Genomic DNA, 22,649 nt, shown 5'->3' with positions numbered 1-22,649 from the left:
TTAGAAAGGAGGACATACGATGCCAGTATTAGATTTACTAAACAAACAAGGAAGTAAAGTTGGTGAAGTTGAGTTAAATGAAACTGTATTTGCAGCTGAAATAAAAGAACACGCTGTACATCAAGTGGTAGTTGCTCAATTAGCAAATAAAAGACAAGGAAATCAATCAACTAAAACTAGATCTGAAGTTTCTGGAGGTGGAAAGAAGCCTTGGAGACAAAAAGGAACTGGTAGAGCAAGACAAGGTTCTACAAGAGCACCACAATGGATACATGGTGGAATTGTATTTGCACCAAAACCAAGAAGTTACAGAACAGTAACTCCAAAGTCAATGAGAAGGACAGCTATGAAGTCAGTGTTATCTAGCAAAGTTGCAGATAACTTAATGGTAGTATTAGATGAATTAACAGTTGAAATTCCAAAGACTAAAGAAATGATAGCTATGATAGAGGCGTTAAAAGTGAAAAAACCTTTAATAGTTGTTGCTGAATCAAACGAGAATGTTTATAAATCTGTAAGAAACATTCAAGGTGCAGATATAATACCAGTAAACAACATAAATGTTTATGATATTTTAAAGTGTGAAAATCTAATCGTAACTAAAGAAGCGATTGAAAAAATTGAGGAGGTGTATGCATAATGAAATTTTCTAATTACGATATTATTAGAAGACCAGTTATAACTGAAAAGTCTATGAATGACATGGCTGACAAGAAATACACCTTTATCGTTGATATCCATGCTAGAAAAGACCAGGTTAAAAAAGCTGTAGAAGAGATATTTGAAGTTAAAGTTGATAAAGTCAACACAGTTAGAACACAAGGAAAAATGAAAAGAGTTGGAGTTCATATAGGTAAGAAAGCTGATTATAAAAAAGCAATAGTTAAATTAACAGCGGACAGCAAATCTATCGAATTCTTCGAAGGAATGTAATAAGAGCAGATATTGGTTGTGTGCCAGAAAAGCTTGACGAAGGAGGGAATTTAAAATGGCAGTTAAAAAGTTTAGACCGACTACACCATCTAGAAGAAATATGACGATGGCTACGTTCGAAGAAATAACAACAGATAAGCCAGAAAAATCCTTGTTAGTTGCACTAAAGAGTAAAGCAGGTAGAAACTCACAAGGTAAAATCACTGTACGTCACAGAGGCGGCGGTGCTAAGAGGAAATATAGAATTATTGATTTCAAAAGAAATAAAGATGGAGTGCCAGCAAAAGTTGCTACTATAGAGTATGACCCAAATAGAACAGCATACATTGCACTTTTATCATACGCAGATGGAGAAAAGAGATACATACTAGCACCAGTAGGATTAACAGTTGGTACTGAGATAGTATCAGGTCCAGATGCAGACATTAAAATTGGTAATGCATTACCAATCAAGAATATACCAGTAGGTACAGTAATTCATAATATAGAGTTACAAGCTGGTAAAGGTGGACAGTTAGTAAGAGCGGCAGGTACTTCAGCACAGCTTATGGCTAAAGAAGGAAGTTATGCTACTTTAAGATTACCAAGTGGAGAAATGAGATATGTTAGACTTGAATGTAGAGCTACAATAGGAACTGTATCAAACTTAACAAATGACATTATCAAAATTGGTAAAGCTGGAAGAACTAGACATATGGGTTTCAGACCAACAGTCAGAGGTTCTGTAATGAACCCTAACGATCACCCACATGGTGGTGGTGAAGGTAAATCTCCAATAGGTCGTCCAGGTCCTGTTACACCATGGGGTAAACCTGCACTTGGATACAAGACTAGAAAGAATAAAAAATATTCTGACAAGATGATTGTCAAAAAGAGAAATAAGAAATAATTAAGATAACAAGCTTAAGTATTTATAAAAAATACAAAAGTATTGAAAGGAGGACTAACTAGTGGGTAGATCACTTAAAAAAGGACCTTACGTTGCGGAGTCTTTAATGAAAAAGATTGAAGCTATGAATGCGAACAAAGAAAAGAAAGTTATTAAAAGTTGGTCAAGAAGCTCAACTATTTTTCCACAAATGTTAGGGCATACAATTGCAGTACATGATGGAAGAAGACATCTTCCGGTTTATATAACAGAAGATATGGTTGGACACAAATTAGGCGAATTCGTTTTGACAAGAACTTTTAAAGGACACGTAAAATCAGAGAAAAAATCAAAAGTAAGATAGCAAGGAAGGAGGACCATATATGGAAGCTAGAGCAACAGCTAAATACGTGAGAATGTCTTCAAGAAAAGTTGGGGTTGTTCTTGAGTTAATTAGAGGAAAAAGTGCAAGTGAAGCTATTGCTATATTGAAATACACTCCAAAAACAGCTGCTGTTGAAGTGGGTAAGGTTTTGAAATCAGCTGTAGCTAATGCAGAAAATAATGCTAATCTTGATCTAAGTAAGTTGTATGTTAGTGAAGCATATGCTAACCAAGGACCTACACTAAAAAGATGGAGACCTCGTGCGCAAGGCAGAGCATATCAGATATTGAAGAGATCAAGTCACATAACAGTAGTAGTTAAAGAAAGAGCATAAAGGAGGTAAATATAGTGGGACAAAAAGTACATCCGCACGGCTTGAGAGTTGGAGTTATTAAAGGTTGGGATGCAAAATGGTACGCTAACAAAGACAAATTTGCAGACAATCTTGTAGAAGACAACAGAATTAGAAAATTCGTAAAGAAAAATTCTTATGCTGCTGGTATTTCTAAAATTGAAATAGAAAGAACACCAAAGAGAATTAAGCTTAATATCCACACTGCTAAACCTGGTATGGTAATTGGTAAAGGTGGAAAAGGGATAGAAGAATTAAAACAAAAAATATCTACAAATGTTGTTAAAGATAAAAATGTTATTATCAACATAGTAGAAGTTAAAAAGCCAGAAGCTAACGCTCAATTAATGGCTGAAAGTATAGCCCAACAATTAGAAAAAAGAATTTCTTTTAGAAGAGCTATGAAACAAACTATACAAAGAGGAATGAGAGCAGGAGCACTAGGTGTTAAAACTGCTTGTGCTGGAAGAATTGGTGGAGCTGAAATAGCAAGAACTGAATCTTACAATGAAGGTACAATACCTCTGCAAACTTTAAGAGCAGATATTGATTATGGATTTGCAGAAGCAAATACTACTTACGGTAAAATAGGTGTAAAAGTTTGGGTATATAACGGAGAAGTTCTTCCAACTAGAAAAGTAGTTAAAGAACAAGTGAACCAATAGTTATTAGCCAAAGGGAAGGAGGAACTACTAGCTATGTTAATGCCAAAAAGAGTTAAACGTCGTAAAGTATCACGTGGTAGAATGAAGGGTAAAGCTACTAGAGGTAACTTTATAGCTTACGGTGATTATGCTATTCAAGCTATGGAGCCAGCATGGGTTACAAGTAACCAAATAGAAGCTGCCAGAATAGCAATAAATAGATATATCAAAAGAGGGGGAAAACTTTGGATAAAAATTTTCCCTGATAAACCAGTAACAAAAAAACCAGCAGAAACTCGTATGGGTTCTGGTAAAGGTTCACCAGAATACTGGGTGGCTGTTGTTAAACCAGGCAGAGTGTTATTTGAATTGTCTGGAGTTCCTGAAGAAGTAGCAAGAGAAGCAATGAGACTTGCGCAACACAAACTTCCTATGAAGACGAAGTTTGTTACAAGAAAAGACTTTGAAGAAATGGGTGGTGAAGCAAATGAGAACTAATGAAGTAAAAGAATTAAGACAAAGTTCACCTCAAGAGCTTCAAGTTAAAATGAATGATTTGAAAGCTGAGTTATTTAACTTAAGATTTCAACTTGCTACCGGTCAATTGGAAAATCCAATGAGAATTAAACAAGTTAAAGTATCTATAGCACAAGTAAAAACAATACTACGTGAACAAGAGTTAAAGATTAATCAATAGTAGTATGCGGAAGGAGGTTTACCTGTGGAGAGAGGAAACAGAAAAGTTAGAATTGGAAAAGTTGTTTCAGATAAAATGGAAAAGTCTGTAGTTGTTCTTGTTGAAGATAAGGTTAGACATCCATTATATGGAAAAACAATGAATAAATCAAAAAAATATAAGGCTCATGATGAAAACAACGAAGCTGGTATCAACGACATTGTTCAAATTATGGAAACAAGACCTATATCTAAAGATAAAAGATGGAGACTTGTAAAAGTACTTGAGAAAGCTAAATAGTTATATGATTGGAAGGAGGTCATTTGAATGATTCAACCACAAACTCGTTTAAGAGTTGCAGATAATTCAGGCGCTAAAGAAATTATGTGTATTAGAGTTTTAGGTGGATCTAAGCGAAAGTATGGTAACATCGGAGATACAATAGTTGCTTCAGTTAAAAGTGCAACACCAGGCGGAGTTGTTAAGAAAGGTGAAGTAATTAAAGCTGTTATCGTTAGATCCAAAAGAGGCGTAAGAAGAAAAGATGGTTCATATATAAAGTTTGATGATAACGCAGCTGTTATCATAAAACCAGATAAACAACCAAGAGGTACTCGTATCTTTGGGCCAATAGCTAGAGAATTAAGAGAAAAAGATAAAGAATTCAATAAAATATTATCATTGGCACCAGAAGTTCTTTAGAGGGAGGTGGCTGCATTGGCTAAGATTCACGTAAAAAAAGATGACACTGTTATAGTTGTTTCTGGAAAAGATTCTGGGAAAACTGGCAAAGTCTTAAAAGTATATCCAAATGCAAGTAAAGTGCTTGTAGAAGGAGTTAGTATAGTAACAAAGCATGTTAAGCCTAGCAAGGATAATATGCAAGGTGGAATTGTTAAACAAGAGGCTGCGATTAATAGTTCAAAAGTTATGTTATATTGTAATAAATGTAAAAGTGCAACAAGAATTAGCAAGAAATTGCTAGAAGACGGTACAAAAGTTAGAGTATGTAAAAAGTGCGGCGAAATTCTATAAACTTTTGTTGAAAGGAGGATGCTAGATGATATCAAGACTACAAGAAAAGTACGAAAAAGAAGTAGTTCCAGCTTTAATGGAGAAGTTTGAATATAAAAACATTATGCAAGTGCCTAAGCTAGAAAAAATAGTTATTAATATGGGTGTAGGCGAAGCTAAAGATAATTCAAAAGTACTTGAAACTGCTATGAATGATTTAATAATCATTGCAGGTCAAAAACCAATATTAACTAGAGCAAAAAAATCAGTTGCTAACTTCAAGTTAAGAGAAGGTATGCCAATTGGAATGAAAGTTACATTGAGAAAAGTAAAAATGTATGAATTTGCTGATAGATTAATGAACGTTGCCCTTCCAAGAGTTAGAGACTTCAGAGGAGTTTCTGCAAAAGCTTTTGACGGAAGAGGAAACTATGCATTAGGTTTAAAAGAGCAAATCATATTCCCTGAGATAGAATATGATAAGGTGGATAAAGTTAGAGGTATGGACGTTATTTTTGTAACTACTGCTCAAACTGATGAAGAGGCAAGAGAATTATTAAGATACCTTGGAATGCCGTTTGCTCAGAAATAAGGAGGGAATGTTAAGTGGCTCGTAAAGCAATGATTGAAAAATGGAGTAAAGAACCAAAATATAAGACAAGAGCTTATACTAGATGCAGAATTTGTGGAAGACCACACTCTGTACTTAAAAAATATGGAATATGCAGAATTTGCTTTAGAAATCTAGCTTATAAAGGTGAAATACCAGGCTGTAGAAAAGCAAGTTGGTAATATAGAGTTGAAAGGAGGCACAATAAATGGTTATGACTGACCCTATCGCGGATATGCTAACTCGTATCAGAAATGCAAATGTTGTGAAACATGAGGTTGTTGAATTACCGTCTTCGAACGTTAAAAAGGCAATCGCAGACATTCTTTTAAAAGAAGGATATATCAAAAACATACAAGAGTATCAAGATGGATCTGTAAGTATGTTAAGACTTACAATGAAATATACAAGCGAGAATGATAGAGTAATTACAGGGCTTAAAAGAATTTCAAAACCTGGACTAAGAGTTTACTGCAAAAAGGATAATATACCACACGTATTAAATGGACTAGGAATTGCAGTGATATCTACTTCAAAAGGTATTGTTACAGATAAAGAAGCAAGAAACCTTACATTAGGTGGAGAAGTTATCTGTTACGTATGGTAATTAAGACGAATAGGAGGTGTAAGAATGTCAAGAGTAGGTAGACTTCCAATAGAAATACCTGCTGGTGTAACAGTTGATGTAACACCAGACAACGTTGTTACAGTTAAAGGGCCTAAAGGCCAACTTGTAAAGAAAATGCATGAAGATATGATAATAGAATTAAATGAAAAAGAAGTTCTAATTAAGAGACCTAGTGATGTAAAAGAACATAGAGCGTTACACGGATTAACAAGAGCACTTTTGTTCAATATGGTTACAGGAGTATCTAAAGGATATGAAAAAGTTCTAGAATTAGTTGGAGTTGGTTATAGAGCACAACTTAAAGGAAAAGATTTAGGACTTAGCCTTGGTTATTCTCATCCAGTAGAAGTGAAAGCTGTAGAAGGCATTCAGTTTGAAGTTCCAGAAACAACAAAAATTATCGTTAAAGGTATAGATAAAGAATTGGTTGGTTCTGTAGCTGCTAATATAAGAGTTTGGAGAAAACCTGAACCTTATAAAGGAAAAGGAATTAGATATCAAGGTGAACATATCAGACGTAAAGAAGGAAAAACTGGTAAGTAATAAAGCCTCGTAGAAAGGAGTGATTCAATTGTTTAAGAAAGCTGATAAAAACAAGTCTAGAAAAAAACGTCATTTAAGAGTTCGTAAGAAAATCACTGGAACTCCTGAGAGACCAAGACTAGCTGTTTATAGAAGTGAAAAAAACATTTATGCACAAGTTATAGATGATGTAAACGGAACAACATTAGTAGCAGCTTCTTCAGTTGAAAAAGGATTTGAAGGAGTAGGAAGCAATAAAGCAGCTGCTAAAATTGTAGGTACTGCTGTTGCTAAAAAAGCACTAGAAAAAGGGATTGACACAGTTGTATTTGACAGAGGTGGATACGTATATCACGGTAGAATACAAGAACTTGCAGAAGGTGCTAGAGAAGCTGGTCTACAATTCTAATAGAAGGAGGAAAGACAATGAGAATAGATCCTAACACGCTGAATCTAAAAGAAAAAGTTGTTTATATAAACAGAGTTGCTAAAGTTGTTAAAGGCGGTAGAAACTTTAGATTTACAGCGCTTGTAGTTGTAGGAGACGAAGACGGACACGTTGGAGTTGGAACTGGAAAAGCTGCAGAAATACCTGAAGCTATAAGAAAAGGTATTGAAGATGCTAAAAAACACCTAGTATCAGTTGCTATGGTTGAAAATACAGTTCCACATAGAATACATGGTAAATTTAGCAAATCAGATATATTAATTATGCCAGCACCAGAAGGTACTGGAGTTATCGCAGGTGGTCCTGTTAGAGCAGTGCTTGAACTTGCGGGGGTTAAAGATGTTAGAGCTAAATCTCTAGGATCAAATAATCCTAAGAATATGGTAAGTGCAACAATCAATGGATTAAGTGAATTAAGAACTATAGAAGATATAGCTAAATTAAGAGGAAAATCAATAGAAGAGATATTAGGTTAGGAGGGATCACCTTGGCTAAGCTAAAAGTTACTCAAACAAAGAGTACTATAGGTAGAAAGAAAGACCACGTAGCGACAATTAAAGCTCTTGGATTAAGAAAGATAGGCGGATCAGTTGTTCATACTGATACTCCACAGATAAGAGGAATGATAAACAAAGTTTGCTATATGGTACAAGTGGAAGAAGTAGAAGAGTAAGAGGAGGTGAAATGACTTATGAAACTTCATGAATTAAAACCTGCTACAGGATCAAGAAAAGCTAAAAAAAGAGTTGGTAGAGGAACAGGTTCAGGTTTAGGTAAAACTGCTGGAAAAGGTCAAGATGGACAAAATTCTAGATCAGGTGGCGGAGTTAGACCTGGATTTGAGGGTGGTCAAATGCCTTTATATAGAAGACTTCCTAAAAGAGGATTCACTAACATTTTTGCAAAGCAATTTGTTGAAGTTAATGTAAATAGATTAAACATCTTTGAAGATGGTACTGAAGTTACACCACAACTTTTAAAAGAAACTGGTGTTGTAAGTAAGCTTAAAGATGGTGTTAAGATACTAGGTAACGGAGAAATAGAGAGAAAATTAACTATTAAAGCTACTAAATTTACAAAGGGAGCCGTTGAAAAAATCGAGGCTGCTGGAGGAAAAGTAGAGGTGATTTAATTATGATGTCAACCTTACGCAATGCATGGAAGGTACCGGAACTTAGAAATAGAATTCTATTCACTATATTTATGGTAGCCATAATCAGGTTAGGAAATCATATTCCTGTACCTGGTGTGGATGCCAAGTCATTAGTTAATCTTTCACAGGAAGGAACATTATTCTCTTTTTATGATTTAATGTCCGGTGGAGCTTTAAGTAATTTTAGTATTTTTGCTATGGGAGTAATTCCATATATTAATGCATCGATTATTTTTAATTTATTAACTATTGCTATCCCTTATTTAGAGCAATTATCTAAAGAAGGGGAAGAAGGTAGGAAAAAGATATCTAAATATACAAGATACGCTGCGGTAATTATTGCAGTAGCTCAATCTTTTGGTACTTATGCTTTAATTAGTAGTACAGGGGCTGTTCCATACACAACAAAAATGGATATATTTTTAATTATGCTTACTTTGACTACTTCAACTGTGTTTTTAATTTGGCTTGGTGACCAAATTACAGTTAAAGGCATTGGGAACGGGATATCATTAATTATTTTTGTTAATATAATTTCAAGATTGCCTCAAACAGTACTGAATATATTCAATCTTCAAGAAACAGGGCAAGTTAATATTGTAAATATTGCTTTGCTTGTTGGATTTTCATTACTTGTTTTCTTAATGGTTATAGTTGCAACACTAGCTGAACGAAGAATTCCAATACAATATGCAGCAAGAGGTTCAAATGGTGGTGGGTATGGAGGTAGATCAACTCATATACCTATCAATATGAATTCATCTGCAATTATAGCAATAATATTTGCTATGTCAGTAATGCAAGCTCCAGCAACTATTAGTTCGTTTTTCCCTGATAGTGCAGTTTCTAAATGGATAGAAATGAGTTCTTTTAGTCCGTTTAAATATGGGTCTTGGCTTTATGTAGCAGTATATTGTTTTCTAGTTATATTCTTTACTTGGTTTTACACTGAAGTTACATTTAAACCAGATGAAATGGCAGAGAATATACATAAATCTGCAGGTTTTATACCTGGCATAAGACCGGGAGAACCTACAGCTAAATTTATAGAAAAAGTTTTACTAAAAGTTTCTATATTAGGAGGTATTTTTGCTGCGTTCATAGCTTTAACACCTATGGCAGTTCAAAATTTTACTCCTTTTACGAGTATTTCATTCGGAGGAACTGCTTTGTTAATTGAAGTTGGAGTTGCGTTAGATTTTATGAGAACAATAGAGTCTCAACTTGTTATGAGACACTATAAAGGCTTCTTAAAATAATAATATATGGAGATGATTTGAGTGAATATAATTTTATTAGGTCCTCCAGGAGCTGGAAAAGGAACTCAAGCAAAATTAATAAGCAAAAGATATTCTATCCCGCATATTTCAACAGGGGATATATTTAGAAAAAACATTAAAGAGAAAACACAATTAGGTGTAGAAGCAAAAAATTACTTAGATAAAGGACTACTTGTTCCTGACGAACTAACAATTAAAATTGTGGAAGATCGATTATCTAATGATGATTGTGTCGATGGATTTCTTTTAGATGGTTTTCCTAGAACTGTAGATCAAGCTGAAGCTTTAGATAAGTATTTAAAGAATAAACAAAATAAAATAGATTTTGCATTATTGATCGATGTACCAATGGATTTGATTGTTGATAGGATGACTGGTAGAAGAGTATGTCCTAACTGCGGTGCAAGTTATCATGTGAAGTTTAATCCTACAAAAGTACAAGGCAAATGCGATTTGTGTGGTTCTGAAATCATTCAGAGAAAAGATGATAATGAAGAAACAGTTAAAGATAGATTGGATGTTTATGAAAAGCAAACAGCTCCTTTGGTTAATTATTATCTTAATGAAGAAACTTTATTAAAAGTTGATGGAAATAGACAAATTGAAAAAGTATTTGAGGAAATTTGTAGGAATATGGATTGAGAATAATGGCTATAATGATTAATAGGTGATTATTTGAATCTATTTACACATACAGACTGTAAAAATATTTATTGAGGTGACATTTTTGAACAATGACAAATTAATAGGTAGGGTTGTAAATTCTATAGCAGGTAGAGATGAAGGTAAACAATTTCTAATAGTAGATGTACAAAATGAAAGTTACGTGTATATTGCAGATGGCGATATAAGAAAACTAGAAAACCCTAAGAAGAAAAAACTAAAACATTTAGAATTGACAGATGAGTACGCTGAAGAAATAAAACGGTCACTTATGTGTGGAGAAAAGATAAACAATGCAAAAATCAAGAAATATTTTAAAAATAGAGATGTTAATAAGGAGGAATAGAGCCTTATGTCAAAAGACGATGTAATTGAAATGCAAGGTTCAGTTTTAGAAGCTTTACCTAATGCCATGTTCCAAGTTCAACTAGAGAGTGGGCAGACAATTTTAGCCCATGTTTCAGGAAAATTAAGAATGAACTATATAAGAATTCTACCTGGTGATAAAGTAACAGTTGAACTATCTCCTTATGATTTAACAAGAGGTAGAATAACATGGAGATCTAAATAATAAGGAGGGTTACCATGAAAGTAAGACCATCAGTAAAACCTATGTGTGAAAAATGTAAAGTAATTAAAAGAAAAGGCAAAGTTATGGTTATTTGTGAAAATCCGAAACATAAGCAAAAACAAGGCTAATTAGTGATTGTTATTGATAATTTAGCTTATTTGAAATATGATATATAGGGTAAAAAGGAAATAACAGCGGCTGCTATATATAAATAGTCTATTTAACAGGAGGTGCAATATCTAATGGCTAGAATAGCTGGTACAGACCTGCCAAAAGGCAAAAGAGTAGAAGTAGGTTTAACTTATATTTACGGAATTGGAATGTCTAGTTCTCGTAAAATATTAAAAGAAACAGGAGTTAACCCTGATACTAGAGTAAAAGACTTAACAGAAGAAGAAGTTGGGGCTTTAAGAAGTGCAATAACAAAGAGTATGACAGTTGAAGGTGACTTAAGAAGAAAAATTGCTCTTGATATAAAGAGACTTAAGGAAATTGGTTGTTATAGAGGGATAAGACATAGAAAAGGTCTTCCTGTAAGAGGACAAAAGACTAAAACTAATGCAAGAACAAGAAAAGGTCCTAAAAAAACAATGGCTAACAAGAAGAAATAAGGAGGGATGATCAATGGCGAAAGCTAAAAAAGTTAAAAGAGGCAGAAGAAGAAAAGAGAAAAAAAATGTTGAACATGGTGCTGCACACATCAAATCAACTTTTAATAACTCTATTGTAACTTTAACTGATCCTAATGGAAACGCGTTAGCTTGGTCGAGTGCAGGTGCTTTAGGCTTTAGAGGGTCTAGAAAAAGCACTCCATTTGCAGCACAAATGGCAGCTGAAACAGCAGCAGCAGCAGCAATGGAACATGGCCTAAAAAGTGTTGACGTATATGTTAAAGGACCAGGTGCAGGTAGAGAAGCTGCAATAAGATCTTTACAAGCAGCAGGACTTGAAATAACATTAATTAAAGATGTTACTCCAATTCCTCATAATGGTTGCAGACCACCAAAGAGAAGAAGAGTATAATTTTATAGAAGCAGGAGGTGTTACTTAATGGCTAGAGATACTGGCGCAAAATGCAGACAGTGCAGAAGAGAAGGATTAAAACTATTTCTTAAAGGAGATAGATGCTATACAGATAAATGTGCATTTGCAAGAAGAGGATACGCACCAGGCCAACACGGTCAAGGTAGAAAAAAAGTTTCTAACTATGGTGTTCAATTAAGAGAAAAACAAAAAGCAAGAAGAATTTATGGTGTTTTAGAAAAGCAATTTAGAAAATACTATGGAAATGCTGAGAAAATGAAAGGTATAACAGGTGAAAACCTACTTAGACTTTTAGAAATGAGATTAGATAACGTAGCTTATAGACTTGGTTACGGAGCATCTAGAACAGAAGCTAGACAATTAGTTAATCATGGACATTTCCTTGTAAACGGAAAGAAAGTTGATATTGCATCTTACCAAGTAAAAATGGGTGATGTTGTCTCAGTTCGTGATAAAAGTAGATCATTAGAAAAATTCAAGGTATTTGCTGATAATCCAAAAACATTACCAAACTGGTTAGCAGGAGACGTTGCAACTTTTGAAGGTAAAGTAGTTACTGAACCTCAAAGAAGCGATATAGATGTACCAGTTAACGAAACATTAATTGTTGAGTTATATAGTAAATAATAGGTAATAGGATGGAAACAGCTGCCCTTAAGTATTAGAATAATCTATAAGGGAGGGTTCGTATGTTAGAAATAGAAAAACCCAAAATTGAATTAGTTGAAGCTACAGAAGATGGAATATATGGTAAATTTATCATAGAACCATTAGAAAGAGGATATGGTATTACTTTAGGAAATGCTCTTAGAAGAATACTTTTATCTTCTTTACCTGGAGCGGCTGCCAATTCAATAAAAATAGACGGTGTTCTACACGAGTTTTCAACTGTAAAAGGTGTTAAAGAAGATGTTAGTGAAATAATACTAAACATTAAAGGCTTATCTATGAAAATGTCTGAAGAAGGATCTACCACTGTATATATAGATGTGCAAGGGCCAAAAGTAGTTACAGCAGGTGACATAACTACTGATGGAACTGTAGAAGTTATTAATAAGGATCTACATATTGCAACTATAGATGACGATGGAAAGTTATATATGGAACTTAACGTTTCCAAAGGAAGAGGTTATGTTTCCCAGACTAAGAACAAAAAAGATGATATGTCAATAGGAACTATCGCTGTAGATTCTATTTATACACCTGTTAAAAAAGTTAATTTTACGGTTGAGAACACAAGAGTAGGTCAGATAACTGACTATGATAAACTGACTTTAGAAGTATGGACTAATGGGACTATGCTGCCTGAAGAAACAATTAGTTTATCTGCAAAAATACTTATAGAGCACTTTAAGTTATTCATGACTTTAACTGATAATGCAAATGATGTTGAAATTATGATAGAAAAAGAAGACGATCAGAAAGAAAAAGTTTTAGAGATGACAATAGAGGAACTAGATCTTTCTGTAAGAAGTTATAATTGTTTAAAAAGAGCTGGAATAAATACAGTTCAAGAGCTAACTGAGAAGTCTATGGACGATATGATGAAGGTTAGAAACTTAGGTAAGAAGTCATTAGAAGAAGTACAACAAAAACTAGAGGCTTTAACCTTAGGACTTAAGAAATCCGATGAGTAAAGGAGGCTGCAAAAATGGCTAAGCAACGTAAGTTGGGTCTTCCAACTGACCAAAGAAGAGCTATGCTAAGAAATCTAACAACTAGCTTTTTGAAGAGTGGTAGAATTGAAACTACTATTACAAGAGCGAAGGAAACTAGAGTTTTAGCTGATAAAATGATTACTCTTGCTAAAGCGGGAGATCTTCATTCTAGAAGACAGGCTCTTGCTTTTATTACTGAAAAAGAAGTAGTTGAAGAACTATTTTCTAATATAGGACCAAAATATGCTGATAGAAACGGTGGATACACTAGAATTATCAGAAAAGGACCTAGAAGAGGCGATGGAGCGGAAGTAGTAATATTAGAATTAGTTTAGATTTTTATAAAATATAAGCAATAGGGATTAATTAATTATAGCTTAGTCCCTATTATTATATAATTAGAAATTGAGGGGTAAATATGGCAGGTTATATGGTAGAGTGTCAAAATGTGGTTTTTAAGTATATGAAAGATGAAGTAGTTGAAAAAATTGCAGTTAATGGTGTAGACTTAAATGTAAAAAAAGGTGAATTCCTTGTAATATTAGGACATAATGGGTCTGGAAAATCTACTCTTGCAAAGCATTTTAATGCGTTATTACTTCCCAATGAAGGTAAAGTATTAGTAGATAATATGGATACAATGGATGAAAATAATTTATGGAAAATTAGAAATAGAGCAGGAATGGTATTTCAAAATCCTGATAATCAGATTGTGGCAACTATAGTTGAAGAAGATGTTGCGTTTGGACCGGAAAATTTAGGCATAGAGCCTTTTAAAATAAGAAAAAGAGTAGATGAAGCTCTCGAAACTGTAAATATGAGTGAATATAAAAGACATGCCCCTCATTTACTTTCAGGAGGGCAAAAACAAAGAGTAGCTATTGCGGGTATACTTGCTATGAAACCTGACTGTATTATTTTAGATGAGCCAACAGCGATGTTAGACCCTTCAGGAAGAAAAGAAGTTATTCAAACAATAAAAGAATTAAATAAAAATTATGGAATAACAATTATTTTAATTACTCACTATATGGAAGAAGCTGTTGAAGGAGATAGAATAGTAGTGATGGATGAAGGTAAAGTTTGTCTACAAGGTAAGCCAAGAGAAATTTTTTCGAATGTAAGCAAGATGAAGGAAATAGGACTAGATGTACCACAGATGACAGAATTAGCCTATGAACTTGAACAAGATGGAGTGAATATAACTTCAGATATATTAACAATAGATGAGATGGTGAATGCATTATGTCAATTATTATAGAAAATTTAACGCATGTATATATGCCACGAACACCTTTTGAGAAAAAAGCACTTGATAGTGTAAATGTTCAAATAGATGATGGTGAATTTGTAGCTTTGATAGGACACACAGGATCAGGTAAGTCTACTTTAATACAGCATATAAATGGTTTATTAAAACCAGATAGTGGCAAAATAATTGTTGATGGAGTAGATATTACATCTTCTAAAGTAAAAATGAGTGACATAAGAAAAAAGGTAGGTCTTGTATTTCAATATCCAGAATACCAGTTATTTGAGGAAACAATTGAAAAAGACATAGCTTTTGGGCCTAAAAATCTTAAATTGCAAGATGTAAAAATTAAAGAAAGAGTTATTAAGGCAATGGGAGTTGTTGGTCTTGATTACGAAACATATAAGGATAAATCTCCTTTTGACTTAAGTGGTGGTCAAAAACGTAGAGTAGCCATAGCAGGTGTAGTAGCTATGGAACCCAAAATACTAATTTTGGATGAACCTACAGCGGGATTAGACCCTAAAGGAAGAGATGAAATACTTTTTCAAATAAAGAAGTTAAAAGAAGAATATAATATGACTGTTATTTTAGTTTCACATAGTATGGAAGATGTTGCAAAAGTAGCATCTAAAATAATTGTTATGGAAAATGGAAAGTGTATTTTAAATGATATACCATCAGGTGTATTTAAAGAAATTGATACCTTAGAAAAAGTAGGATTGGCAGTACCACAAGTAACTTATTTAATAAAAAAATTAAGAGATAAAGGCATTAATATATCTGAAAATATATTTACTGTAAATGAAGCAAGAAAAGAATTAATAAAGTTATTGGGAGGAACTATAAATGATTAAAGATATAACTATAGGGCAATATGTTCCTGGTGACTCATTTGTTCATAAACTTGACCCAAGAATTAAAATTCTTATTTCAATGATATTTATAGTAGATTTATTTATACTAAATAATTTTTTTGGGTATATTTTTATAGTAGCATTTATAGCTTTATCAATAATAGTATCAAAAATTCCTTTTAGGTATATATATAAAGGATTGAAACCTATAATTATACTTTTGGTAATTACCGGATTGATAAATATATTTATGACACCAGGTGAAGGATTACCTCTTTTCAAATGGGGGTTTTTAAAGATATACAAAGAAGGTTTAGAACTTGCAGGGTTTATGATATTAAGACTTGTGTTCTTAATCATAGGTACTTCTTTATTAACGTTAACAACTTCTCCTATTGAGTTAACAGATGGATTAGAAAAATTGTTGAACCCATTTAAAAAAATAGGATTACCAGCACATGAATTGGCCATGATGATGACTATAGCTTTGAGATTTATACCTACACTTATGGATGAAACGGATAAAATTATGAAGGCTCAAATGGCAAGAGGTGCTGATTTTGAATCAGGAAATCTGTTCAGTCGAGCAAAAAATCTCATTCCACTACTAGTACCGCTATTTATTAGCTCATTTAGAAGAGCTGATGAGCTTGCAATAGCTATGGAAGCTAGATGTTATAAAGGTGGCGAAGGTAGAACTAGAATGAAAGTACTCAAGCTTCATAGTAGAGATGGTATTGCTTCATTTGTAGTAGTAGCATTAGTAATAGTGTCTATATGGAGCCGAGGAGTATAATTAAAATGCACAATGCACAATGCACAATCAAAAGAATAAATGATAAATGATAAATAATAAAGATAAATTTATTTAACTGCATAATTGAATGTAAATGAAAAAATTAAGTAGTATATTTTGATTTTTTAGTGTTATTTTATAATGTATTTAATATTTTATATTTTATTTAAAAAATTTGATTTAGCTCTAATAAAAATTTGCAATTTTCAATGTATAGTAAACAATTAAGTAGCAATCTCTTTATTCTTATAAGATTTTTTTATTTAATTAAAGATTCTCGACGTTAGGAGAGAATCATCATTAATTGTGCATTGTAAATTGTGCATTGTGCATTAGAATTTAAATGTATCTTATCTTTTAATTAGTAAGGAGTAATATGGATAAAAGGAATATAAAACTTATTATAGAATTTGATGGAAATAAGTATGCTGGATGGCAGATTCAGAATAATGCGAATACTGTCCAAGAGACAATAATTAGGGCAATTGAAGAATTAACTGGAGAAGAAATTAATCTTATTGGATCTAGTAGGACAGACGCGAAAGTCCATGCTAGAGGTTTTTGTGCTAATTTCATTACATCTTCAACTATACCACCAGATAAATTTAAGCAGGCTATAAATAATAAGTTACCTGAAGATATAGTAATTATAAATTCAAATCTTGTTTCTGATGATTTTCATGCTAGATATTCAAGTAAAGGAAAGAAATATACATATGATATTTTAAATAGGGAGCAACCACCTGCTTTGTGTAGAAATTATATGTATTTCTATAAAAAGAAGCTAGATATAAATAAAATGAAAAAAGCAGCTAAATTTTTTATTGGAGAACACGATTTTGCTTCTTTTCAGAATACAGGTAGTAATGTGAGGACAACTATTAGAACAATATATGATTTTACTATAGACACTAGTGGGGATATTATAAGTATATCTATTACTGGAAATGGTTTTTTGTACAACATGGTAAGAATAATTATTGGAACACTTATTCAAGTGGGAATAGGTAAAATAGACCCTACAGATATTACGGAAATTATTAATTCGAGAAATAGAAAGAATGCAGGTCCTACAGCACCACCACAGGCATTGTGTTTGCAAGAGGTGTACTATTAATCAAAGATTTTCTGAGCAACTGGAAGAAAATCATCCATAATTGTGCATTGTGCATTGATAATTGTGCATTATTCTTTCAAAGATACATCTTGGTTTTTCTAATTTAAAAATTTTATTAAAAAAAGATAGTTTTTATAAAAAATTATATTGACACACCCGGCTCGTTGTATTATAATTACTCTTGTTGTGATGACGAATCGTAATTAAATAAGCTGTGGTCTTAATATAGAAGAACGCAATTTCATAGTATAAGGAGGTAAAATAATGAAATCCTATTTAGCAAAAGAGAGCGAAATAGAAAGAAAGTGGTATGTTATAGATGTAGAAGGAAAACCACTAGGTAGAGCAGCAAGCCAAGTTGCATCAATTTTAAGAGGAAAGCATAAACCAACATTTACACCAAATGTAGACACTGGTGATTATGTTATAATTTTAAACGCTGATAAAATTGTATTAACTGGTAAAAAATTAGATCAAAAAATGTTGAGACATCACTCTTTATATCCAGGTGGATTAAAAGAAATATCTTACAGAAAAGCAGTAGAGAAAAAACCTGAATTTGTATTCCATGAAGCTGTTAGAAGAATGTTACCAGCAGGTAAATTGGGAAGACAAATGTTAGGTAAATTAAAGGTTTATAAGGGTAATGAACATAATCATGACGCTCAACAACCGGAAATATATGAATTAAAATACTAATATCGAAAGGAGGCCCCACAATGGCAAAAGTTCAATATTTTGGAACAGGTAGAAGAAAAAAATCAGTAGCTAGAGTAAGACTTGTACCAGGTGATGGTAAAGTTTTAATAAATAAAAGAGATATCGTAGAATTCTTCCCATTAGAGACATTAAGATATATTGTTAATCAACCTTTAGTTTTAACAAGTACTAGAGATAAATTTGACGTATTAGTTAATGTTCATGGTGGTGGATTCACAGGTCAAGCAGGAGCTATAAGACACGGTATTTCCAGAGCTTTATTAAAAGCAGATGATACATTAAGACCTGAACTTAAAAAAGCTGGATTCTTGACTAGAGACTCAAGAATGAAAGAAAGAAAGAAATATGGTCTTAAAAAAGCAAGAAAAGCTTCACAATTCTCAAAAAGATAATATTAAACATATATTTATTTATAAAAAGAGAGATTTTATTATCTCTCTTTTTTTTGCATAAAAAAGAATTATTAAAAAAAGCAAAAATAATTTAATTTAGCAAGATTTTGTATAAATATATGAAAATATATTCGTAGCCAAATACATAAAGTTACAAAATGTTTTTTTGAAAAAATGGTGTTAGTTAAAATAATTCCTTAAAAAATGTAATAAAATAGTTGTTCGCAGGAACGTAATGTTAAAAAAAATTAACATTTACATAAAGTTTGCAAAAATAACTTAACAAAATGTTTTTTTTCCTGTAATATTTGTTTTGAGGTTACATTAGTATGATATTTGTTTTGAAATTACGTAGGAGGGTACGCAATAATGGTTATGATGATAATTGGTTTATTTTCAGGATTAGGTCTTTTTCTCTACGGTATGAAAATGATGGGTGATGGACTTGAAAACGTAGCTGGGGATAACATGAAAAAGTTGTTCGAAAAAATAACTTCAAACCCATTAATGGGAGTAGCTACAGGAGCGGGAGTTACATTTATTATTCAAAGTAGTAGTGCAACAACTGTTATGGTAGTTGGGTTTGTAAATGCGGGACTTATGAATCTTTATCAGGCAGCAAGCGTAATAATGGGAGCAAATATTGGTACAACAATCACAACACAGCTTATATCTTTTTCAATTGGGGATTATATTCCTATTTTAATACCTATCGGTGTATATATGGTGTTATTTAGCAAGAATCAAAAGTATAAAATTATTGGAAATATAGTATTAGGATTTGCTATTTTATTTTTAGGTATGGACCTTATGAAAGAAGCAATGTCCCCATTAGCAGAATCTGATATGTTTATTAAAATGATAGATTCTATAGATGGCAATATTGCTCTTGGAATATTAGTAGGAGCTTTAATGACAGCAGTAATACAAAGTTCATCGGCTTCCACAGGTATATTGGTAGCTCTAGCGGGAACAGGAGCGCTGCCAATCAGTGTAGCTATTCCAATACTTTTTGGTAACAATATAGGTACATGTGTTACAGCATTAATTTCAAGTGTGGGAACGAGTAAAACTGCAAGGAAAGCAGCACTTATCCATTTGTCTTTTAATATTTTTGGTACGATAGTATTTATACCATTAATTCCTGTATTAACATCTATTGTAAGCGCAATGGACGCAACAAATGTACAAAGACAAATAGCAAATGCACATACAATTTTTAATATAGCTAACACTGTAATAATGGTTCCATTTATTAAATATATTGTATTATTAGTAAATAAGATAATTCCTGGAGAAGACGAAGTTGATGCCAGTGGAACTATGTATATAGATAATAGAATTATAGAAACACCTGTAATTGCTATTGGGCAGGCAGAAAAAGAAATTAACCGTATGATGACATTAGCTAAAGAGAATTTGCAACTATCAATTAGAGCTTTACTGAAGAATGATAATAATGCTATTAAAGAAATATATATAAATGAGAAAATAATTAACCTTCTTGAACAAGAAATAACTAAGTATTTAGTTAAAATATCAAATGAAAAAATATCTGATAATGAGCATAAAAATATTATAGATATGATTAATATGGTCAATGATGTTGAAAGAGTTGGAGACCATTGTAAAAACTTAGCAGAATTAGCTACAGAAAAAATAGATAAAAACTTGAAATTTTCTCATGAAGCGCAAAAAGAATTGGATGATATATATAACTATACATTAAATGCTCTTGAGTTAAGTAGAGAAAGCTATCTATTAAAGGATATATCAAAAGCGAAAGATGTATTTAGATCGGAAGATAGAATTGATTATTTAGAGGAAGAATTAAGGAAAAAACATATTAAACGACTAGGTAACGGTTCTTGTGATGCGCATTCAGGGGCAATATTCTTAGATGCTATTAGCAATTTAGAAAGAATAGGAGACCATTCTGTAAATATAGCACAAGTAGTATTAGCTAATAATTAGATACAAATTTAAATATTTCAAGAGTATGCATAACATGCATACTCTTTTTTTGCTTTAATTATAATATTTTTTATAAAAAAATCAATAATAAAGATAAGTACAATAAACAATTTGTAGCAGCATTTAAAAAGCATATTAAAATTGAGGAGAGTTTAAAATGGATAAGCTGAAAAATATATTAGTATTTACTATTCTCTTAATAATATTTAATAGTTTGCTTTGTGTCTTAGCTCTTGGGGATATGAAATTTGATAGAAGGGAAAAAATAATTTTAATAGATCCTGGTCATGGAGGTGTTGACGGAGGTGCTGTTTCTAAGAAAGGTACACTTGAAAAAGAATTAAATCTTAAAATTGCATTAAACTTAAAAAATAAACTCGAGGAGTTAGGATATAAATGTGTAATGACAAGAGATGATGACTATGGTTTATATTCTGATAAAGGTAAAATTAGAGACAAAAAAATTGAAGATTTAAATAATAGATGCAAATTAAAAAAAGATTCTAATTGTGATATTTTTGTTTCGATACATTTAAATATGTTTGATAAACCACAATACTCAGGTGCACAAGTCTGGTATGCAAAACAACCACAAGAAGCTGCAGAATTAGCACATATTATTCAAGTAAATTTAAAAAATGATTTAGATAACAATAATAATAGAAAAGAAAAATGTGCAAATGATGCATACAAAATACTTCGATGTCACAATAGTGTACCTTCGGTTATAGTTGAATGTGGATTCTTATCTAACCAAATTGAAGAAGAAAAATTACTTCAAGAGGAATACCAATATATGATTGCACAGACTCTTGCAAGGTCCATAGATGACTACTTTATAATGCATACGGAGGAAGAAAAGAAAGAAGAAATACAAGAAGTAGATAAAGATTTATTAGATAAATATCAAGAAGAACATTGGAACTAATAATCGATAAGGATTAAATATAAAAATTTCCTCGGAAATAGTTAAAAATTAGAGAAAACACTCGAAAATGATAAATAATATTATTAATCGTGTTTTTGCAGCTATATTAGTAAGATATATGTAATGTTGAGTCAACAATGGTTTTAAAAATAGAGTCTTATATAAAACATCACCGTTTGTTTTGACATACATATACTATAAATAGTAATAATAATTAAAGGTGAAATATGAGCGTAAATCCTATAATAGTACCTTTGTATTTAAACAAGAATATGATTAATAATTTATTTACAATAGCAATACGTGAATTCTCTCAAACGCAAAGTTTAAACACCAGAAAGCAAGTAATTATGAAAGCTGATACACCATTAGGAAATGTTATACCAAATAAATGTCTTCAGGGTAATTTTAGTTTTCAATATCTAGATGAATGTTCCAAACAAGACACAGAAAAAAGAGTATCTATCATTATAGAAACATTGCTTAGTTTGAATCAAATTATGAGTGAAAATAAAATACTGAATAAAATTGAAAGTGGAGAACAAATTTTAGAAATAAAGGAAAATGATTTTGTTGAAGTTTTATGTGATATAGCTCATAACCCACAAATAGAGCAAATAAAGAATATAGTTAAATTTATGCAGTTTGATTTAACATTTAAAAGAGATGTTGAAAACTATAATTCAAATACAATCGAAAGTAAAAAAGAAATATTAAAAATGTTAAAAGAAAGTATTTATGAATATGAAAATTCTAAGTGCTTAAAATATATTACTTCAAATTTATTTGAAACAAATTTTAGAGGAATAATTCCTATTTTCAAAGGATTTATGGAGGACAGTATAGACTACTTAGATGATTCTAGAGTTACTATTTTAGGTAAGGTAATTAGAGTTACAAATAATGCTGAAAGTCAAAAAATAAATTTATTGAGTGGAACATGTTTTGATTATTTTAATGAACAGTATTTTAAGAATTTTATGAGTACTTATTTTTCTTCAATGTATGATAATTTTTTATTTTATGATGCTAATAAGGAAACTAAATGCCCTTTGATTGAAATAATACCCATTGCAATTTATGTATAATTAGTGTGAAGAAAATGAAATTAATGTATAATTATATACAGGTATATTTGATATCAATGAAAATGCAGGTAAGGGT

The 22,649-nt window shown here is 31.8% G+C and carries 38 protein-coding genes; all 38 read left to right on the top strand.

All coding sequences use genetic code 11. From position 1 onward, the window contains the following. Positions 1–19 precede the first annotated feature (19 nt). The 38 genes from rplD (at position 20) to ACVHXK_RS04470 (ending at position 22,573) form a co-directional block, all read left to right on the top strand. Positions 20–640: a 50S ribosomal protein L4 gene (rplD, locus tag ACVHXK_RS04655; RefSeq protein WP_461205203.1), complete on the top strand. Its 621-nt coding sequence runs from the start codon at positions 20–22 to the stop codon at positions 638–640. After that, a complete protein-coding gene (gene rplW / locus ACVHXK_RS04650) occupies positions 640–933 on the top strand; it encodes a 50S ribosomal protein L23 (RefSeq protein ID WP_461205202.1) in 294 nt (97 codons plus the stop codon). Before rplD ends, rplW begins: the two co-directional genes overlap by 1 nt. Before the next feature lie 55 nt (positions 934–988). Beyond that, positions 989–1,822 (top strand): 50S ribosomal protein L2, encoded by an 834-nt coding sequence (rplB, locus tag ACVHXK_RS04645; RefSeq protein WP_461205201.1) that lies wholly within the window; start codon positions 989–991, stop codon positions 1,820–1,822. A 61-nt stretch (positions 1,823–1,883) separates the two neighbouring features. After that, positions 1,884–2,165 carry a 30S ribosomal protein S19 gene (rpsS, locus tag ACVHXK_RS04640; protein WP_461205200.1) on the top strand — a complete coding sequence of 94 codons (282 nt, stop codon included), beginning with the start codon at positions 1,884–1,886 and terminating at the stop codon, positions 2,163–2,165. 19 nt (positions 2,166–2,184) lie between these two features. Further along, positions 2,185–2,520: a 50S ribosomal protein L22 gene (rplV, locus tag ACVHXK_RS04635; protein ID WP_461205199.1), complete on the top strand. Its 336-nt coding sequence runs from the start codon at positions 2,185–2,187 to the stop codon at positions 2,518–2,520. A gap of 14 nt (positions 2,521–2,534) precedes the next feature. Then, positions 2,535–3,203, top strand: a complete 669-nt coding sequence (gene rpsC, locus ACVHXK_RS04630; RefSeq protein WP_461205198.1) for a 30S ribosomal protein S3 — start codon at positions 2,535–2,537, stop codon at positions 3,201–3,203. Between the two features lie 33 nt (positions 3,204–3,236). Beyond that, complete coding sequence (gene rplP / locus ACVHXK_RS04625) at positions 3,237–3,680, top strand: 50S ribosomal protein L16 (RefSeq protein ID WP_461205197.1); 444 nt, start codon at positions 3,237–3,239, stop codon at positions 3,678–3,680. Further along, a complete protein-coding gene (gene rpmC / locus ACVHXK_RS04620; protein WP_461205196.1) occupies positions 3,670–3,879 on the top strand; it encodes a 50S ribosomal protein L29 in 210 nt (69 codons plus the stop codon). The genes rplP and rpmC overlap by 11 nt, the downstream gene beginning before the upstream one ends. 24 nt (positions 3,880–3,903) lie before the next feature. Continuing rightward, the gene (rpsQ, locus tag ACVHXK_RS04615; RefSeq protein WP_461205195.1) at positions 3,904–4,158 is read left to right on the top strand and encodes a 30S ribosomal protein S17; all 255 of its coding nucleotides are present in this window, start codon (positions 3,904–3,906) and stop codon (positions 4,156–4,158) included. 27 nt (positions 4,159–4,185) lie between these two features. After that, entirely contained in the window at positions 4,186–4,560 is a 375-nt protein-coding gene (gene rplN, locus ACVHXK_RS04610) for a 50S ribosomal protein L14 (RefSeq protein ID WP_461205194.1), read from the top strand. Positions 4,561–4,575: 15 nt separating this feature from the next. Further along, positions 4,576–4,893: a 50S ribosomal protein L24 gene (gene rplX, locus ACVHXK_RS04605; protein WP_461205193.1), complete on the top strand. Its 318-nt coding sequence runs from the start codon at positions 4,576–4,578 to the stop codon at positions 4,891–4,893. 25 nt (positions 4,894–4,918) lie between these two features. Beyond that, complete coding sequence (rplE, locus tag ACVHXK_RS04600) at positions 4,919–5,464, top strand: 50S ribosomal protein L5 (protein ID WP_461205192.1); 546 nt, start codon at positions 4,919–4,921, stop codon at positions 5,462–5,464. A gap of 14 nt (positions 5,465–5,478) precedes the next feature. Then, positions 5,479–5,664: a type Z 30S ribosomal protein S14 gene (locus tag ACVHXK_RS04595; protein ID WP_461205191.1), complete on the top strand. Its 186-nt coding sequence runs from the start codon at positions 5,479–5,481 to the stop codon at positions 5,662–5,664. 26 nt (positions 5,665–5,690) lie between these two features. Continuing rightward, positions 5,691–6,089, top strand: a complete 399-nt coding sequence (gene rpsH / locus ACVHXK_RS04590; RefSeq protein ID WP_461205190.1) for a 30S ribosomal protein S8 — start codon at positions 5,691–5,693, stop codon at positions 6,087–6,089. A gap of 24 nt (positions 6,090–6,113) precedes the next feature. Continuing rightward, entirely contained in the window at positions 6,114–6,653 is a 540-nt protein-coding gene (gene rplF, locus ACVHXK_RS04585) for a 50S ribosomal protein L6 (protein ID WP_461205189.1), read from the top strand. A gap of 28 nt (positions 6,654–6,681) precedes the next feature. Next, positions 6,682–7,041 (top strand): 50S ribosomal protein L18, encoded by a 360-nt coding sequence (gene rplR / locus ACVHXK_RS04580; RefSeq protein WP_461205188.1) that lies wholly within the window; start codon positions 6,682–6,684, stop codon positions 7,039–7,041. Between the two features lie 17 nt (positions 7,042–7,058). Continuing rightward, positions 7,059–7,556, top strand: coding sequence for a 30S ribosomal protein S5 (rpsE, locus tag ACVHXK_RS04575; RefSeq protein ID WP_461205187.1), 498 nt, complete (start codon positions 7,059–7,061; stop codon positions 7,554–7,556). Between the two features lie 11 nt (positions 7,557–7,567). Continuing rightward, positions 7,568–7,753: a 50S ribosomal protein L30 gene (gene rpmD / locus ACVHXK_RS04570; protein ID WP_461205186.1), complete on the top strand. Its 186-nt coding sequence runs from the start codon at positions 7,568–7,570 to the stop codon at positions 7,751–7,753. An 18-nt stretch (positions 7,754–7,771) separates the two neighbouring features. Then, positions 7,772–8,212 (top strand): 50S ribosomal protein L15, encoded by a 441-nt coding sequence (rplO, locus tag ACVHXK_RS04565; protein ID WP_461205185.1) that lies wholly within the window; start codon positions 7,772–7,774, stop codon positions 8,210–8,212. A gap of 2 nt (positions 8,213–8,214) precedes the next feature. Continuing rightward, complete coding sequence (gene secY / locus ACVHXK_RS04560) at positions 8,215–9,492, top strand: preprotein translocase subunit SecY (RefSeq protein WP_461205184.1); 1,278 nt, start codon at positions 8,215–8,217, stop codon at positions 9,490–9,492. 21 nt (positions 9,493–9,513) lie between these two features. Beyond that, on the top strand, positions 9,514–10,155 hold the full coding sequence (locus tag ACVHXK_RS04555; RefSeq protein WP_461205183.1) for an adenylate kinase: 642 nt from the start codon (positions 9,514–9,516) through the stop codon (positions 10,153–10,155). 85 nt (positions 10,156–10,240) lie between these two features. Beyond that, positions 10,241–10,522 (top strand): RNA-binding protein, encoded by a 282-nt coding sequence (locus ACVHXK_RS04550; RefSeq protein WP_461205182.1) that lies wholly within the window; start codon positions 10,241–10,243, stop codon positions 10,520–10,522. Between the two features lie 6 nt (positions 10,523–10,528). Then, positions 10,529–10,747 (top strand): translation initiation factor IF-1, encoded by a 219-nt coding sequence (infA, locus tag ACVHXK_RS04545; protein ID WP_461205181.1) that lies wholly within the window; start codon positions 10,529–10,531, stop codon positions 10,745–10,747. Between the two features lie 14 nt (positions 10,748–10,761). Further along, the gene (gene rpmJ, locus ACVHXK_RS04540) at positions 10,762–10,875 is read left to right on the top strand and encodes a 50S ribosomal protein L36 (protein ID WP_017753001.1); all 114 of its coding nucleotides are present in this window, start codon (positions 10,762–10,764) and stop codon (positions 10,873–10,875) included. A 114-nt stretch (positions 10,876–10,989) separates the two neighbouring features. Then, positions 10,990–11,358: a 30S ribosomal protein S13 gene (rpsM, locus tag ACVHXK_RS04535; protein ID WP_461205180.1), complete on the top strand. Its 369-nt coding sequence runs from the start codon at positions 10,990–10,992 to the stop codon at positions 11,356–11,358. Positions 11,359–11,371: 13 nt separating this feature from the next. Further along, a complete protein-coding gene (rpsK, locus tag ACVHXK_RS04530; RefSeq protein WP_461205179.1) occupies positions 11,372–11,770 on the top strand; it encodes a 30S ribosomal protein S11 in 399 nt (132 codons plus the stop codon). Between the two features lie 27 nt (positions 11,771–11,797). Beyond that, positions 11,798–12,418, top strand: a complete 621-nt coding sequence (gene rpsD, locus ACVHXK_RS04525; RefSeq protein WP_461205178.1) for a 30S ribosomal protein S4 — start codon at positions 11,798–11,800, stop codon at positions 12,416–12,418. 62 nt (positions 12,419–12,480) lie between these two features. After that, complete coding sequence (locus ACVHXK_RS04520) at positions 12,481–13,428, top strand: DNA-directed RNA polymerase subunit alpha (protein ID WP_461205177.1); 948 nt, start codon at positions 12,481–12,483, stop codon at positions 13,426–13,428. 14 nt (positions 13,429–13,442) lie between these two features. Beyond that, complete coding sequence (gene rplQ / locus ACVHXK_RS04515; RefSeq protein ID WP_461205176.1) at positions 13,443–13,784, top strand: 50S ribosomal protein L17; 342 nt, start codon at positions 13,443–13,445, stop codon at positions 13,782–13,784. Between the two features lie 83 nt (positions 13,785–13,867). Then, a complete protein-coding gene (locus ACVHXK_RS04510; protein ID WP_461205175.1) occupies positions 13,868–14,710 on the top strand; it encodes an energy-coupling factor transporter ATPase in 843 nt (280 codons plus the stop codon). After that, positions 14,695–15,558 (top strand): energy-coupling factor transporter ATPase, encoded by an 864-nt coding sequence (locus ACVHXK_RS04505; RefSeq protein WP_461205174.1) that lies wholly within the window; start codon positions 14,695–14,697, stop codon positions 15,556–15,558. Before ACVHXK_RS04510 ends, ACVHXK_RS04505 begins: the two co-directional genes overlap by 16 nt. After that, positions 15,551–16,354 carry an energy-coupling factor transporter transmembrane component T family protein gene (locus ACVHXK_RS04500; RefSeq protein WP_461205173.1) on the top strand — a complete coding sequence of 268 codons (804 nt, stop codon included), beginning with the start codon at positions 15,551–15,553 and terminating at the stop codon, positions 16,352–16,354. The genes ACVHXK_RS04505 and ACVHXK_RS04500 overlap by 8 nt, the downstream gene beginning before the upstream one ends. 376 nt (positions 16,355–16,730) lie before the next feature. After that, the gene (gene truA, locus ACVHXK_RS04495) at positions 16,731–17,471 is read left to right on the top strand and encodes a tRNA pseudouridine(38-40) synthase TruA (protein WP_461205172.1); all 741 of its coding nucleotides are present in this window, start codon (positions 16,731–16,733) and stop codon (positions 17,469–17,471) included. A 264-nt stretch (positions 17,472–17,735) separates the two neighbouring features. Continuing rightward, entirely contained in the window at positions 17,736–18,170 is a 435-nt protein-coding gene (rplM, locus tag ACVHXK_RS04490; protein ID WP_461205171.1) for a 50S ribosomal protein L13, read from the top strand. Between the two features lie 20 nt (positions 18,171–18,190). Continuing rightward, entirely contained in the window at positions 18,191–18,583 is a 393-nt protein-coding gene (gene rpsI, locus ACVHXK_RS04485; protein ID WP_461205170.1) for a 30S ribosomal protein S9, read from the top strand. Positions 18,584–18,952: 369 nt separating this feature from the next. Further along, positions 18,953–20,557, top strand: a complete 1,605-nt coding sequence (locus tag ACVHXK_RS04480; protein WP_461205169.1) for a Na/Pi cotransporter family protein — start codon at positions 18,953–18,955, stop codon at positions 20,555–20,557. Positions 20,558–20,714: 157 nt separating this feature from the next. Beyond that, positions 20,715–21,485, top strand: coding sequence for an N-acetylmuramoyl-L-alanine amidase CwlD (gene cwlD, locus ACVHXK_RS04475; protein ID WP_461205168.1), 771 nt, complete (start codon positions 20,715–20,717; stop codon positions 21,483–21,485). A 227-nt stretch (positions 21,486–21,712) separates the two neighbouring features. Next, positions 21,713–22,573, top strand: coding sequence for a DUF6414 family protein (locus ACVHXK_RS04470; protein ID WP_461205167.1), 861 nt, complete (start codon positions 21,713–21,715; stop codon positions 22,571–22,573). Positions 22,574–22,649 lie beyond the last annotated feature (76 nt).

The organism is Clostridium sp. DL1XJH146, from assembly GCF_054819755.1.
Note: the sequence above shows the minus strand (reverse complement) of the source record. Positions and strands in the feature narration are given on the sequence as shown.

Bases quoted from the DNA above. Each gene is read 5' to 3' on its own strand.
- rplD (WP_461205203.1), top strand. From the start codon at position 20: ATGCCAGTATTAGATTTACTAAACAAACAAGGAAGTAAAGTTGGTGAA.
- rplW (WP_461205202.1), top strand. From the start codon at position 640: ATGAAATTTTCTAATTACGATATTATTAGAAGACCAGTTATAACTGAA.
- rplB (WP_461205201.1), top strand. From the start codon at position 989: ATGGCAGTTAAAAAGTTTAGACCGACTACACCATCTAGAAGAAATATG.
- rplV (WP_461205199.1), top strand. From the start codon at position 2,185: ATGGAAGCTAGAGCAACAGCTAAATACGTGAGAATGTCTTCAAGAAAA.
- rplP (WP_461205197.1), top strand. From the start codon at position 3,237: ATGTTAATGCCAAAAAGAGTTAAACGTCGTAAAGTATCACGTGGTAGA.
- rpmC (WP_461205196.1), top strand. From the start codon at position 3,670: ATGAGAACTAATGAAGTAAAAGAATTAAGACAAAGTTCACCTCAAGAG.
- rplN (WP_461205194.1), top strand. From the start codon at position 4,186: ATGATTCAACCACAAACTCGTTTAAGAGTTGCAGATAATTCAGGCGCT.
- rplE (WP_461205192.1), top strand. From the start codon at position 4,919: ATGATATCAAGACTACAAGAAAAGTACGAAAAAGAAGTAGTTCCAGCT.
- rpsH (WP_461205190.1), top strand. From the start codon at position 5,691: ATGGTTATGACTGACCCTATCGCGGATATGCTAACTCGTATCAGAAAT.
- rplF (WP_461205189.1), top strand. From the start codon at position 6,114: ATGTCAAGAGTAGGTAGACTTCCAATAGAAATACCTGCTGGTGTAACA.
- rpsE (WP_461205187.1), top strand. From the start codon at position 7,059: ATGAGAATAGATCCTAACACGCTGAATCTAAAAGAAAAAGTTGTTTAT.
- rplO (WP_461205185.1), top strand. From the start codon at position 7,772: ATGAAACTTCATGAATTAAAACCTGCTACAGGATCAAGAAAAGCTAAA.
- secY (WP_461205184.1), top strand. From the start codon at position 8,215: ATGATGTCAACCTTACGCAATGCATGGAAGGTACCGGAACTTAGAAAT.
- infA (WP_461205181.1), top strand. From the start codon at position 10,529: ATGTCAAAAGACGATGTAATTGAAATGCAAGGTTCAGTTTTAGAAGCT.
- rpmJ (WP_017753001.1), top strand. From the start codon at position 10,762: ATGAAAGTAAGACCATCAGTAAAACCTATGTGTGAAAAATGTAAAGTA.
- rpsM (WP_461205180.1), top strand. From the start codon at position 10,990: ATGGCTAGAATAGCTGGTACAGACCTGCCAAAAGGCAAAAGAGTAGAA.
- rpsK (WP_461205179.1), top strand. From the start codon at position 11,372: ATGGCGAAAGCTAAAAAAGTTAAAAGAGGCAGAAGAAGAAAAGAGAAA.
- rpsD (WP_461205178.1), top strand. From the start codon at position 11,798: ATGGCTAGAGATACTGGCGCAAAATGCAGACAGTGCAGAAGAGAAGGA.
- ACVHXK_RS04520 (WP_461205177.1), top strand. From the start codon at position 12,481: ATGTTAGAAATAGAAAAACCCAAAATTGAATTAGTTGAAGCTACAGAA.
- rplQ (WP_461205176.1), top strand. From the start codon at position 13,443: ATGGCTAAGCAACGTAAGTTGGGTCTTCCAACTGACCAAAGAAGAGCT.
- ACVHXK_RS04510 (WP_461205175.1), top strand. From the start codon at position 13,868: ATGGCAGGTTATATGGTAGAGTGTCAAAATGTGGTTTTTAAGTATATG.
- ACVHXK_RS04505 (WP_461205174.1), top strand. From the start codon at position 14,695: ATGTCAATTATTATAGAAAATTTAACGCATGTATATATGCCACGAACA.
- ACVHXK_RS04500 (WP_461205173.1), top strand. From the start codon at position 15,551: ATGATTAAAGATATAACTATAGGGCAATATGTTCCTGGTGACTCATTT.
- truA (WP_461205172.1), top strand. From the start codon at position 16,731: ATGGATAAAAGGAATATAAAACTTATTATAGAATTTGATGGAAATAAG.
- rplM (WP_461205171.1), top strand. From the start codon at position 17,736: ATGAAATCCTATTTAGCAAAAGAGAGCGAAATAGAAAGAAAGTGGTAT.
- rpsI (WP_461205170.1), top strand. From the start codon at position 18,191: ATGGCAAAAGTTCAATATTTTGGAACAGGTAGAAGAAAAAAATCAGTA.
- ACVHXK_RS04480 (WP_461205169.1), top strand. From the start codon at position 18,953: ATGGTTATGATGATAATTGGTTTATTTTCAGGATTAGGTCTTTTTCTC.
- cwlD (WP_461205168.1), top strand. From the start codon at position 20,715: ATGGATAAGCTGAAAAATATATTAGTATTTACTATTCTCTTAATAATA.
- ACVHXK_RS04470 (WP_461205167.1), top strand. From the start codon at position 21,713: ATGAGCGTAAATCCTATAATAGTACCTTTGTATTTAAACAAGAATATG.